General features: G+C 40.5%; 9 protein-coding genes. 2 read left to right on the top strand and 7 right to left on the bottom strand.

Annotated features, from left to right (window positions below; translation table 11 throughout):
* The first annotated feature begins 344 nt into the window (after window positions 1-344).
* Both O0931_RS18250 and O0931_RS18245 read left to right on the top strand, forming a co-directional pair.
* Window positions 345-854 (top strand): flavodoxin family protein, encoded by a 510-nt coding sequence (locus tag O0931_RS18250; protein WP_269416920.1) that lies wholly within the window; start codon window positions 345-347, stop codon window positions 852-854.
* A gap of 42 nt (window positions 855-896) precedes the next feature.
* The gene (locus O0931_RS18245) at window positions 897-1,523 is read left to right on the top strand and encodes a carbonic anhydrase (RefSeq protein WP_269416919.1); all 627 of its coding nucleotides are present in this window, start codon (window positions 897-899) and stop codon (window positions 1,521-1,523) included.
* A gap of 111 nt (window positions 1,524-1,634) precedes the next feature.
* Here O0931_RS18245 and O0931_RS18240 read toward each other — a convergent pair whose 3' ends face one another.
* The 7 genes from O0931_RS18240 to O0931_RS18210 all read right to left on the bottom strand — a co-directional run bounded on the left by O0931_RS18240 (window position 1,635) and on the right by O0931_RS18210 (window position 13,096).
* On the bottom strand, window positions 1,635-2,399 hold the full coding sequence (locus tag O0931_RS18240) for an SDR family NAD(P)-dependent oxidoreductase (RefSeq protein ID WP_269416918.1): 765 nt from the start codon (window positions 2,397-2,399) through the stop codon (window positions 1,635-1,637).
* A 144-nt stretch (window positions 2,400-2,543) separates the two neighbouring features.
* Window positions 2,544-3,383: a 5-dehydro-4-deoxy-D-glucuronate isomerase gene (gene kduI / locus O0931_RS18235; protein ID WP_269416917.1), complete on the bottom strand. Its 840-nt coding sequence runs from the start codon at window positions 3,381-3,383 to the stop codon at window positions 2,544-2,546.
* 72 nt (window positions 3,384-3,455) lie between these two features.
* Window positions 3,456-4,679, bottom strand: a complete 1,224-nt coding sequence (locus tag O0931_RS18230; protein WP_269416916.1) for a DUF2264 domain-containing protein — start codon at window positions 4,677-4,679, stop codon at window positions 3,456-3,458.
* Between the two features lie 21 nt (window positions 4,680-4,700).
* Window positions 4,701-5,891: a glycoside hydrolase family 88 protein gene (locus O0931_RS18225; RefSeq protein WP_269416915.1), complete on the bottom strand. Its 1,191-nt coding sequence runs from the start codon at window positions 5,889-5,891 to the stop codon at window positions 4,701-4,703.
* 69 nt (window positions 5,892-5,960) lie between these two features.
* Window positions 5,961-7,907, bottom strand: a complete 1,947-nt coding sequence (locus O0931_RS18220; RefSeq protein WP_269416914.1) for a heparinase II/III domain-containing protein — start codon at window positions 7,905-7,907, stop codon at window positions 5,961-5,963.
* A gap of 110 nt (window positions 7,908-8,017) precedes the next feature.
* Complete coding sequence (locus tag O0931_RS18215) at window positions 8,018-9,778, bottom strand: RagB/SusD family nutrient uptake outer membrane protein (protein ID WP_269416913.1); 1,761 nt, start codon at window positions 9,776-9,778, stop codon at window positions 8,018-8,020.
* 18 nt (window positions 9,779-9,796) lie between these two features.
* Window positions 9,797-13,096 (bottom strand): SusC/RagA family TonB-linked outer membrane protein, encoded by a 3,300-nt coding sequence (locus tag O0931_RS18210; RefSeq protein ID WP_269416912.1) that lies wholly within the window; start codon window positions 13,094-13,096, stop codon window positions 9,797-9,799.
* Window positions 13,097-13,370 lie beyond the last annotated feature (274 nt).

Below are 13,370 nucleotides of genomic sequence, written 5' to 3'. Positions count from 1 at the left end.
GGAAAGAGGTAGTATCTATCGGTCAATATACTTCATGAGTTATTTAGCCATCGGTCTACTCTCAATCCTTTTCACTTTATATTTACTAAATTAATAATTGTAAACATAGGAGCTATCGGATGACGGTTTGACCATGCGTCACTAACAGCTAGCTTGCACTGAACGAAGTCGAAGTGAAGGACAATTATTTTTTGTTATCGATTATAAAAAGGTCTTCGACAAGCTCAGGCTGACAGCATTTTTGCTTAAATTAATGACATTGTGCCTGCGGTAGACAGACGTTTGAAATGACGGCTTGCCGTAAATCAATCTGAACATTTAAATATTTAATTTGTTAATAGATTATGTCTGATATCTTAATTATAAACGGAAGTGCAAGGTTAAACGGAGATACGCAAAAATTTATCAGCCAGTTAACAGAAGGAATAGCGTGCCACCACCTGAATTTAGTGGAGCATTATTTTCTGCCTTATAACTACGAAGGGCAATACCCGCCTGAAGATCAGTTTGACGTATTTGCCAAAGAAATTTTATACCACAAACATATCATTTTTGCAACGCCTGTTTACTGGTATTCGATGAGCGGAAGGATGAAAAATCTTTTCGATCGCTTAACAGATTGGGTAACTTTAAATAAAGAAGTAGGCCGGAATTTAAATGGTAAAACGGTACGGTTAATTGCTGTAGGTACCGACGCAGATTTACCGGATGGCTTTACAATACCGTTTTTTATGACAGCAAATTATATGAGCATGATTTTTAAGGGACACCTGTATTTTAATGCAAACAACGACATTTCAGGTAATGAATTATCAGAAGTAAGGAAATCTTTCTTTAGTTTTATAGGAACATAGCAACTGTTTAGGTATCGCCAAATCATAAACTTAATTAAAAACATGAAAGTCGAAGACGTATTTAAGAACAATGAAAAGTGGGTAGCCGATAAATTAGCCCTAAATCCCGACTATTTTACGGAACTATCCAAAGGGCAAACGCCGGAGTTTTTATATATCGGTTGTTCTGATAGCCGCGTTACCGCAGAAGATTTAATGGGCATACAACCCGGTGAGGCCTTTGTTCATCGTAATGTTGCAAACCTGGTTAACAATGTCGATTTAAACGTAATGACAGTTTTAAATTATGCGGTTCGTCATTTAAAAGTGAATCATATCGTCGTTTGTGGTCATTACAATTGCGGTGGCGTTAAAGCGGCCATGCAACCGGCAGATATGGGTATTTTAAATCCCTGGTTAAGGAATATCCGCGACGTGTACCGCATCCATAGAGATGAATTGAATGCAATTGAAGACGAAGCAAAACGTTACGATAGACTGGTAGAACTGAATGTGCAGGAGCAATGCGTTAATTTACTTAAAACCGCAGCCGTACAGGAAGCCATAACCGAACGTGGTGTGACGGTTCACGGCTGGGTATTCGACATCCGAACCGGGAAATTAATCGATTTAAAAATTGATTTTGAAGCCATATTAAAAGACATCAGGGAGATTTATAATTTATATTAGAAGTCGGAGGTCCGAAAGACAAAAGGTGAAAGTTAAAAAAAAACCGATGTCCGGAATTTGGATTTATGTTCCAGGCTTCGGCCATCGGTCTTTCCGACTTCGGACTAATAACTATCTTCCCATCCAACCGCCGTCTACCGTTAAAACAGTACCATGAACATAATCGCCTGCCTTTGAAGCGAGAAAAATGGTTGGCCCTTTAAAATCTTCAGGTGTTCCCCATCTGCCTGCAGGAATTCGCGCTAAAATTGACGTACTTCTATCCTGATCGTCCCGCAAAGCAGATGTATTATCAGTGGCAATATAGCCTGGCGCAATGGCATTTACATTTACCCCTTTTGATGCCCATTCGTTGGCAAAAGCTTTTGTTAAAGAGGCAATTGCACCTTTGCTGGCTGCATATCCGGGTACGGTGATGCCGCCCTGGAACGACAACAATGAAGCCGTAAAAATAACTTTACCACTTCCGCGGGCGACCATATCCCGGCCAATTTCTCTCGTTAAAATAAATGGAGCCGTTTGGTTTACAGCAATAACTTCATCCCAAAATTCATCGGGATGCTCGGCAATTGGTTTACGTAAGATGGTACCGGCATTGTTAACTAAAATATCGATTACCGGGTGATCGGCTTTCACTTTTGAAGCAAATCCGGTTACAGCTTCCCGACTGCTGAAATCGTATTGGTAAGCATAAAACTTCCTACCCAAAGCAAAAACTTCTTTTTCTATTGAACTCCCTTCAGGTTCAAGACTCGCGGAAACACCAATTACATCTGCTCCTGCCTCGGCAAGCGCTAAAGCCATTGCTTTACCAATGCCTCTTTTACAACCTGTAACCAATGCGGTTTTACCTGTTAAATCAAATATGTTTGACATGTTATATGTATTATTTTTTCACATTCAGCTTGCCGAAATAAAAATAGCCGTTATTCCCGCGCAGGCGGGAATCTTAAAGCTTATTATCTTAAAATTCCCAATCATTCGGGGAATAAACGAACTGCAAACTCAATGAAGATGATTTTATTTCAACTCCGTTATCGCACAATGGTCCATATCACCATAATCGAGGTTTTCGCCTGCCATGCCCCAGATAAAAGTATAATTACTGGTGCCTGCACCTGAATGTATCGACCAGTTCGGCGAAATGACAGCCTGATCATTCTGCATCCAGATGTGACGGGTTTCCTGCGGCTGACCCATAAAATGACAAACACTTTGCCCCTGCGGAACTTCAAAATAAAAGTAAGCTTCCATCCGCCTGTCGTGCGTGTGTGCCGGCATGGTATTCCAAACGCTTCCCGATTTTAACTCCGTCATGCCCATCTGCAGCTGGCAGGTTGGCAAAACACTGTTTACAAGAAGCTTATTGATGACGCGGTGATTTGCCGTTTCAGGCGTGCCTAATTCAACGATTTCTGCATCAGCCTGGCGCACTTTTTTTGTCGGATAGGCATGATGGGCAGGTGCCGAATTGATATATAATTTTGCAGGTTGTGTTTTATCAGCAGATTCGAATGAAACTGCTTTAATTCCCCTACCGATATACAAAGCTTCTTTATAGTCGAGTTCAAACTTTTCACCGTCTGCCGTTACGATTCCTTTTCCGCCTACATTAATAATTCCGATTTCTCTTCTTTCTAAAAAGAAATTTGCTTTTAAGGCGTCTGGATTAGGCAAGTCTACTTTTTCATCAACAGGCATTGCACCTCCGACAATATACCTGTCGAAATGTGATAGCGTAAGATTAACCCGATTGGGTTCAAAAACATTTTCAATTAAAAAATTTTCCCGCAGTGCGGCCGTATCCATTTGTTTAACCTCTTTAGGGCTTTGCGCGTAACGGCTTTCGAATTTATTCATTGGTTAAGTTTGATAAAGGATTGAATTCAAATTATCATCGCAAATATATTTATACGATGCTTAATAATTGAATTAATACTCAACTTTATAATCCTTTTTTACGGCTTCGCCTGTCCAGGCTTTTAAACTTGTCCATGGCGCAGGCGCATCCGTCCAAAATTTATTACCGGCAGGCAAGCCTAAGGTTAAAAACCCCAAAGTGGCCATGTATAAACTACCTGTAGACGTATAGGTATCGGCAACCATAGGTTGATGACCATTAAAACCCAAAACCAGCCAGCCTTTATCATCAAAATTTTGATTACCATCATACATATTGTGCATCACCTTTGTTAAAGCACAACGAACCTGAGCCGGTTTTACATAATCCGGCAACTTTTCCATTAATGCTGTTTGGGCTAAGGCTTGAAATGCAGCCGTACGATAGGTTATCGACCGGCCATAAGCCGGATAAGTACCTTCGGGCGAAATAATCCGCTCTAAATATTCGGAATAACGAACCATGCGTTTAAGCGCCAAATCGTAATCCGCTTGAGGTAATTTCTTTTTATCAGCCAGTATTTTCAGCAAGTCGACCAGCATGGTATGAATAACATAAGAATTGTAATAATCCATGCTAAATTTTTCGCCATCGCTGTACCAGCTATCGCCAACATACCATTCTTTCATTTTATTAACAGCAAACTGAACCCTTGCAGGGTCGTATTGTTCACCTATGCTCAATAAAAACCCCTCGGTTAAACCGGCAAAAAGCAACCAGTTGTTGTAGGCCCCACTTCGGGTTCTCAGGGATTTAAATTCTTCGATAAACCGCTTTTTGGTAACCTCATCCAGGGGTTCCCATAATGCTTTTGGTGCCCGTAAAAAAGCTTGTGCAACATAAGCAGCATCAACAATTGGTTGTCCTTCGCTTCTGTAACTGATGTAATCAGGACTTTCGGGGTTTACAGAATTGGCTAAACCTTTTAACAATTCCACACGCATGGTTTTGCGTAATTCTCCCTCGTCCGTTGCATCATCCGGCAAAGCCAGCCAGGGCGCAACACCAGCCATGGTTCTGCCTAAGGCTTCTAAATAAGTTACTTTTTTTAAATTCAATCCGTAATCGGGATTATGCTCCAAAGGCATATTCTTTTTTAAAGTTTCATTTGCAAGATTATGGATAACCGGATAGGCGATTTTATACAAACTTTTTACCCAAAAGGCACGGTCTTGTAAACCCGTTGTTGCCTTTTTATGTTGTGCATTAGCCAGTTGAAAAGCTAATAGCAAAGCAAAAATTACTTTATATTTCATTTAGAATGAGATTTTAAATAACTACAGATACCATTTTTTATACCTCAATAAGGCTTCCAGGTAGTAATAATCGGCATAAACCAAAGGCACATCAATTTCACTATTTAGGGGATAAGCACCTGTACTGTGCATTAATAAAAAGCCACCGTTTTCGCCTAATTTAGCATGATATGAGGGGCTGGCGAGTGAAAAAATCATAGTTTCTGCTACCGATTTAAATTCAGCTTTTTCGCTACCGGAAGTATATTGACCAAGTTCCAGCAAAGCTGATGCAATTAAGGCACCTGCGGATGCATCGCGTTTAGCATAAGGAATTCCCGGAGCATCAAAATCCCAGAAAGGAATTTTATCGGCCGGTAAATTCGGATGATTTAAGATGAAATGTGCAATGCCTTTGGCTTGTTTAAGGTAAGTTTCATCTTTTGTAAAGCGGTACATCATGGTATAACCATACAAAGCCCAGCCCTGCCCGCGAGACCACGCCGAGCAATCGGCTGCACCTTGCCAGGTTGCCTTTCTTTTTATTGCTCCGGTTTCAGGGTTGTAATCAATTACATGGTAAGAACTTAAATCCGGTCTGAAATGATTTTTTAATGTTGTATTGGCATGGGTAACGGCGATTTCTTTATATTTCGGGCTCCCGCCATTTTCGCTTGCCCAGTTCATCATTTCCAGGTTCATCATGTTATCAATAATTACCGGGCAATCCCAGTATTTATTTTTGTTCCAGGATTGAATAGATTTAATATTCGGGCGATAACGCGTTGCTAAGGATGCTGCCGAGCGCTGAATAACCGCCTTATACGCTGGTTCGCTTGTTAAACGATAGGCATTTCCGAAACTGCAATACATCATAAAACCCAGATCATGGTTACCGGTATAGGTTTGGTTTGGTTCAATTACCTTTAAAGCTTTTTCAGCTTCCAGTTTTATTGATGCATCTTTTGTTTCTTCGTACAAGTACCATAAACTGCCCGAATAAAAACCACTGCACCACCATTTTATATCTTGATTTACAGGCTTTCCGTTAGCAAAACTTTGCGGGGTTTTGCCGGCTGGTATATTTTTGGCTAAAACCTTATATTGTTCTAAAGCAAATTTAAACTCCTCATTTATAAGCTGGTTCATTGGCTTTCTTTGCGTTTGGGCAAAGCTATAAGATGTTGCAATTGTGATTAAAACAGTAATTAACTTTATTCTTTTTATTATCATTTGTGATGTTGTTTTCAGTTTATTATTTATACATGCATTTAATTAAATCACAATCATTTGCATGGCCAATCAGTTTTTCGCCTGCGTTATCACTATTTTATAATCGGCAGCAAGTGCCTTCAGTTTAGTTATTAAACGTATCCTGTAAATTTTCCGGCCCCAGGCGGCAGCTAACCGCGTATCATCAATTGGTTGCTCATCTATTTTGGCTTCCAACCGGGCATCATCAAAACGCATGGTTAAACCAGTTTCGAACTGAATTTGTCCTTTTTTGATTTCTGCCCTTAATGGTGTTAAAAAATTAAGTTCAGTTGGGGCTTTGTATGCTTTTAATATTGAATTATCGGCAAGTGTAATTTCATTTTTAGGCCTGTTGAGTGTTATTGTTCGTTCCCATTTCTCAACGGATGCAGCTTCCGGATAAGCATGTGCAATATCCATAGATACCGAAGCCAGTTTGTCCGTATTGTTAAATTTAAAATCTTTAGCTGCAAACTTTTTACCATCCTGTTGTTGCACACCATTTATGGTGGGGCAGTTGTGCCATTGCGATTGTACATTCCAAAGTTCATAGCGTTTGCTGCTGAACGTTTTACTGGTGTAAACACCAACGCCGGCATCAATTAAAACCGGTTTACCGTTGCTGTAAACGATGAAATTGCCAACATCATTATGGTTATGGCTTTCGGCATTATTACCGCCTTTGGCTGCAAAAAACAATCCTTGGGTAGCGCCAGCCTTTTGCCTTGCGTTAAAAACCTGCAAATCGGGCAATGCCGCATAAGCCGGGTATGGCGCATCAGGTGGTATACGTTTCAATTCCTGGTACACAATAGAAATGGCCAGAAAATCGCTGACATCATCAGAAGAGACTTGCCTGTTTCCAGAATTAAAAATGAAGGACGCATAATTTTTCAGTTTTTCATCCTTAAACATCAAGCCGTATTGGTAAACACTTTCCGGATTCTGTGCATATCTGGCGAAGGCATCCGCAAAATTAACCACATAATTCCCGGCAATTTGCATGTTGTAGGTGTAAGAACCAATTTTATGCAGGAGTGCTTTATCACTCCAATTCAGCTTGCCACTTGATGCCTGGTTCAAAATCACCATTAAGCGGATGAGTCGCCCACCAGCCATATCCCAATAAGAAGGCCCTTCATCACAGCCACCATCTTCAGGGTATTGATTTATAAAATTATCGGTACTTCTTAATAATTTAGGTATTAAAGCATCCAGTTTTTCGCCAGGCTTAAGCACGAGTAAGGCGGCTTGTAAAGTGTTTGCATTAACATAGGTATTCCAGTTGTTAACCGCATTGCCTTTAAAACCCATCCACCAGAAGTTATCGTATTTTAAATAAGGGTCGAAAATTCTGCGGTTCAGTTCGTATAAGATTCTACCGTTAATTACTTTAGAATAAGCAGCAAGTTTTGGCGCAAGCATGTTATAAACCGTTGCCACCGTTAATGCAGTTCTGGATGCATTTAAATCGATGTAAGGATTTTCGATATTTGCCAAATCAGCACCTTCTTTTTGTACCACAATGTGTGCGGGCGCCACCCAGGTACTTTCTTCTAAAATTAACCAAAGGCCATTTACAATTTGGGGGATATATTTTCCCTTATTTTCGATAAGCTCTCCTGCAACTAAATGGGCCAGCATTTTTCTGCGTTCGCCTTGCAGGTTTTCGTAGTTAACTCTTGTACCTGTTAATTTGTAATCCAGGTATAAAGATGCCGGTAATGAAGGCCAATTATAATTGATTGCTTTTTCAGCCTGTTTTACAAGTTTTTGTTTGATGCTATCGGGCAGTGCCTGGATAGACTTTGACGAATTTGAATATTGCTCATTTTGCCATTCAGGTAAGTTTTCTAAAGCATTTCCTTTAGGATATGCTTTATTGTAAGCTTGAATTAACCAATCTCTGGGCATTTGCTTTTGCGCATGGGCGGTTAGGCCTATAGAAAGTACAAGCGTTAAAAACCAAGTGCTTTTATTTCGAAAAATCATCATATATATTACACATTGTATTTCGATGGATTTAATTACAATTCAAATTAGGTAAAAGTTAGCTTAAAAAAGGCCGCCACCACCATGGCGACCTACAACTAACCATAAAACTACTAATTTATCCAACCCGGGTTTTGTACCAGGTTAGGGTTTCTTTCTATCTCCACAGCCGGAATTGCCCAGTTATAAAGATAATCGCCTTTAAACGAGTAAGCATATACGACTTTTCCCCAAGCCTGCTTTACACCATTACCCGCATAAAAAACTTTGTCTTTCCAGCTTTTCCATCGCATCTCATCAAAGAAATTAATGCCTTCATTTGGAAATTCTACCCTACGCTCATTACGAATTCTTTCCCTTAAATCGGTTTGACTCGAAACATATGTAGGTAACGCGCCATTCGTATTTTGCAACAAAGCTACCCCTGCACGGGCTCTAACTTCATTCACTTTCGCAATGGCTTCGGTGGTTAAGCCTTGCTCGTTTAGTGCTTCGGCCCACATTAAAAGCACATCAGCATAGCGGATTAAAACCATATCTGTTGGACCGTAATCTCTGGCAGGCGTTTCTGCCGTACCTTCATAAACATATTTGCGATATAAATAATAGAATAAGCTTTGTGTATCGGTACGCAAATCGCCATTTGTTGCCGCTTCTGAACGGTATGGCCACCTCGATGTTACGACCGCGTTGGCACCGCTAAATACACCAACGTAAGTAGCATATGGCGTAATCACATTGGCCGCCAGCCTTGGGTCGCGGTTGGTGTAAGCCTTTAATAAGCGGGCTTCGTTACCTGTAGGCAGGTAAAGGCTCATTTTTGCCCCCCTTGTTGTTGCCGCCGTAATTTCGGCAGCCGTTAAATTGTTTCTTAAAAAGTAAACTTCACGCTCGGCAACCGATAGGGCTGAATAACCCGGAATGGCAACTTCCCAATCAAATTTAGAACCATCGGCATTTTCATATAAATCAACCAGATTAGGTGAAACATGGTAAGTATTCCAGCAAGAGCCGAAAGAAGAACGTGTACCACAATAAAACTGGGTATCAGAACCAAAACCGGTAACAGCAATATTTTGAATGGAAAAAATCATTTCGGCCGATTGCTCGTTCGCCGTTTTAAACAAGTTGGCGTAGTTCGCAAATAACGTATAGCCCGCATCCTTTACTTTACCGAAATCGGCGGCCGCCAAATCAAATTTTTGCGTATATAAGTAAGCTTTTCCCCTTAAAGCATAAGCCGCACCTTTGGTTACATGACCATACAGCGCATTTCCACTTATATACCGGTCAGGCAAGTTTGGTTCGGCAATTGCAGCCGTAAGGTCGCTAACAACCTGTGCCCAAACTTCGGCTTCTGTTGAACGGGGTTTAGTTGCCTCAGATGCAGTAAAGGGCTCTAAATAAATGGGTACACCTTTATAAAGCTGATTTAACCTTAAATAAAAATAGGCCCGCAAAAATTTACATTCCGCAATGTACCTTGCCTTTTTTTCAGCGGATGAGGGCGATTTTGCTGCAATATTTTTAATGGCATCATTGGCTCTCTGAATACCCTCGTAGAGATTTTGCCAATGTGAACTAAAATAGCCATTAGATGGTGTTATGGTGCCTGAAAGTAATGATTCGGCACCAGATGTTTGTCCGGTAAAGCCTAAAGCGTCCATTTGGTAAAGCTCCAAACCAGAGGCGCCTCCTGAAGTAAACCCGTACCTTAAAAGTGCATAAACACCCGTTACCCCCTGGTCAGTTAAGTTGTCTGTCGTCCACATCGTTTCTGATGCAACCTGCGAGTATGGTGCGGTTTCCAATAAATCTTTTTTACAGCCTGCAAGTGCTACAATTGTAAATAGTATGGTTAAAATCTTTTTCATTTTCTTCTTTCTAAATCGTTAAAATGTAACATTTAAGCCTACAGAATACTGGCGCATGGTTGGGTAACCAATGCCCGAACCAATCTCCGGATCCAACCCCGGGTAATTGGTTATTGTCCAAAGGTTTTCACCCGACACATAAATCCTTGCCCTGCTGATTAAAGCTTTTTTTGATAGCTTTTCAGGAACCGTATACCCTATCTGCAGGTTTTTCAGTTTAAGGTAAGATGCGTTATACAAATAAAAATCGCTTGCAACTGCCGCATTTTGTGCATCGGTGGTATTTTTTAAGCGGGGATAACGGGCGGTGATGTTATTGGCCGGGTCGGCTGGGTTAGCATCATTGTAATAATAGTGGTCGCCGGCGATTAATGTACTTACGGCATTACCTAAGGATACGATGGAATTGTTATAGCCATTCGCATTCCAATAATACCACATGCCCGCACTGCCCGACCATAGCATAGACAGATCAATGTTTTTATAAGATAAATTCATGCTAAAGCCATAATTGTATCTTGGTGTTGATGATTTATTCAGGAACTGTGCATCAAAGGCATTTCCATATAAACCATCGCCATTGTTATCGGCATAAATTAAATCGCCGTAATAAATTTTAGTTTTACTTACCCCCGCAGTTGGCTGGAAAGTATAACCTGCTGCAATCATCGCATTTAACCAGGCCATATCATCTGGTGTGCGAATCATGCCATCTTTTGGCCCACCGTTTACGTTAACTTTTCCATCGGTAAAATAACTGCCTGTACCTTTATAAACCGTTTGCAGGTAATACTCATTAATTTCATGTCCTTCTAAGATTCTGTTTGCGCCTCCGCTTGAAACATTACCTAAATTAGACGTATAAACCCTGTTTCCTGCTGCATCGGTGGTATAACCTGCATTAAGCAATCCTTTATATTTAGAAACCCTGTTGAAGTTATAGGCAAAGTTTCCGGATACACCGTATTTAAATTCGCCGATTTTACCATTGTAACCAAGTGTTACTTCTAAACCTTTGTTCGATACCTCTGCAATGTTTTGGGTAGCCGCGGTTGCTGTTCCTGTGGTTAATGGTATGGTTGGGGTAAACAAAATTCCATCAGTATATTTTTTATACAAATCGATTTCGAAAGTTAATGCCCCTTTAAATAAGTTACCATCTAAACCGATATTGGTTGTGGTTGTGGTTTCCCATTTTAAATCGTTATTGGCAAATTTGGTTGATACCAAACCCGTTGACTGCAGACCGTTGAAAGAATAATTGGTGGCACCATACACGGCCTGGTAATCGTAGTTACCAGATGCATTGTTACCTGTTTTACCCCAGGATGCCCTTAACTTCAAATTACCAATGTATTTATTGAGCCCTTCCATAAAAGGTTCTTCTGAAATCCGCCAGCCTGCTGATAATGCCGGGAAGAAACCCCATCTGTTGTCGGCCGAGAATCTTGATGAACCATCGTACCTGAAAACACCTTCTAATAAATACCTGTTTTTAAACGCATAATTTAAACGACCGAAATAAGAACGCAAAGCATAATCATATTCATCGCCTGATGCAGAAGTTAACGTTGTTGCAGAATTTAAGGTTGTAATGGTTTCATCAATTAAACCTTTTTTGCTCGCACCAAAATTGTAGTAATTATAATAGTACTGGTTGTAACCCGCCAAAATACCAATATCGTGTACTTTAGCAATGGTGGTTTTATAATTCAGGATGTTATCAATGGTATACGCGTAGTTTTTATTAAAACCGTAGTTTGTGCTGAGCTGATCGGGTGTGGTAGCCGCCTGCTTCAACGTATTGGAAGCGAAATTCCATTTTTCAAAGGTATTTGAATGCGAATTAAATTCTTCCTGACGGGCCTGGTAATTAAACCTGGTTTCAAAATTCAGGCCTTTCAGGATATCAAATCTTGCAAAAACAGTTGTGTTAATGCGGGTTTCATTATCCGCTCCGCCAGTTCCATACAAATATTGAGTGATGTTATTGGCGGTTGATGATTCTTCGGCCGCTGCTGGAAAACCATACTTACCATTGTAAACCGGGTAAACACCAGGAGTAGTTTGGCGTAAAAAATTAAATGCGTTATCGGTACTGGCCAGGCCATACGTTTGGTTTGAGGCAAAAGTTTGCGTACCTACAGTTAAGAAACTGGCTACTTTCGATTGCAGGTTAATCCGCAGGTTGTATTTATCCGACCCCGTATTGGCCATTGTGCCCGGGTTGTTGATATAGAAAGCAGATAATAAATACTGCGTATTTTCATTGCCGCCGTTTAACGAAATATTATGTTGCTGAACCAGGTTATTTTCGAAAATTTCTTTACCCCAATCTGTATTTGGATAAGCCACATAGTTTGGAATACCTTGAGGGGTTAAGCCTTCGGGATTTGCATTTGCCGCTGCCCAAAGCGCTATTGTAGCATCGGTATAAACCGGGCTCTGTCCTAAATTCCGGTAACCTTCGTTCACCAATTGCATGTGGGTAATATAATCGGTTACAAAAGTCGGCATATTAGCCGGTTGAGCGATAGAACCAAGGCCACTGTACGTAACCGTTGTTTTCCCTTGCTTACCTTTTTTAGTGGTGATTAAAATTACCCCGTTAGCGGCCAGCGAACCGTAAATAGAAGCTGCCGCAGCATCTTTTAATATCGAAACCGTTTCCACATCGTTAGGATTTACGGCATCCATGCTGCCAACAATACCATCAACAATAATTAAGGCATTGTTACTATTTAATGTTCCTGTACCCCGTATACGGATGGTGGCACCATCAGAGCCCGGTTTACCCGAGGTCTGCCTCACAGAAACACCCGAACTTAAACCGCCCAATGCAGACGAAAGATTGGTTACCGGACGGTTTTCTATCGATTTCGCATCAATTGTGGCTACCGAACCAATCACGTTAACCTTCTTTTGTACGCCATAACCCACAACAACCACATCGTTTAAGCTGTTATTCTGATCCTGCAGGCTTACCTCAATATTGCTGGCTGTACCAACGGTTACTTCTTTTACATCATAGCCGACGTAAGAAAACACCAGTACACTTTGTACTGAAGGCACGGTTAAAGAAAATTTCCCTTCGCCGGAAGTTACCACAGCGGTTGATGTTCCTTTTACTTTCACACTTACACCCGGTATTGTACCACCCTGCTTATCTTTTACTGTTCCAGAAATTTTTATGGATTGAGCAAAGGCTGTAAATGCCGTAAAACTCAAAAGCATAATTAAGGTGCATAGTTTTACCTGCCAGTAATCATGACCAGGTTTTGCCGCTCCAATTTTGAAATGTTTGTAAAGTTTATCCATTGTTTGTTTAGTTGATTTCTATTGGTTATTTCTTAATCGCAAAAATTTTTAACACAACTTATACCTGTATTGGGCTTAAATAACTTGTTGTTTCGAATAAAAAAAATTGGTATTAGCTTAAATGTTGGTTCGCTTCAAAATATTTGGTTAAATCAAAATTGTTGCTTTGGCGGCGAATGGAAGGGGTAAAATCCTAAATAAATAGGGGTAAAATCCTAAACGATGTGTTTTAATGGTATCCCAGTAAGGCCATAAAAGTTTAAAATGTTAAAAT

Source organism: Pedobacter rhodius, from assembly GCF_027213645.1.
Classification (GTDB): domain Bacteria; phylum Bacteroidota; class Bacteroidia; order Sphingobacteriales; family Sphingobacteriaceae; genus Pedobacter; species Pedobacter rhodius.
The sequence above is the reverse complement of the archived record's forward strand: the minus strand, read 5'-3'. Positions and strand labels throughout refer to the sequence as shown.

Excerpts from the sequence above, each read along its gene's own strand:
- kduI (WP_269416917.1), bottom strand. The coding sequence starts at position 3,383 with ATGAATAAATTCGAAAGCCGTTACGCGCAAAGCCCTAAAGAGGTTAAA.
- O0931_RS18210 (WP_269416912.1), bottom strand. The coding sequence starts at position 13,096 with ATGGATAAACTTTACAAACATTTCAAAATTGGAGCGGCAAAACCTGGT.
- O0931_RS18215 (WP_269416913.1), bottom strand. The coding sequence starts at position 9,778 with ATGAAAAAGATTTTAACCATACTATTTACAATTGTAGCACTTGCAGGC.
- O0931_RS18225 (WP_269416915.1), bottom strand. The coding sequence starts at position 5,891 with ATGATAATAAAAAGAATAAAGTTAATTACTGTTTTAATCACAATTGCA.
- O0931_RS18220 (WP_269416914.1), bottom strand. The coding sequence starts at position 7,907 with ATGATGATTTTTCGAAATAAAAGCACTTGGTTTTTAACGCTTGTACTT.
- O0931_RS18240 (WP_269416918.1), bottom strand. The coding sequence starts at position 2,399 with ATGTCAAACATATTTGATTTAACAGGTAAAACCGCATTGGTTACAGGT.
- O0931_RS18230 (WP_269416916.1), bottom strand. The coding sequence starts at position 4,679 with ATGAAATATAAAGTAATTTTTGCTTTGCTATTAGCTTTTCAACTGGCT.
- O0931_RS18250 (WP_269416920.1), top strand. The coding sequence starts at position 345 with ATGTCTGATATCTTAATTATAAACGGAAGTGCAAGGTTAAACGGAGAT.
- O0931_RS18245 (WP_269416919.1), top strand. The coding sequence starts at position 897 with ATGAAAGTCGAAGACGTATTTAAGAACAATGAAAAGTGGGTAGCCGAT.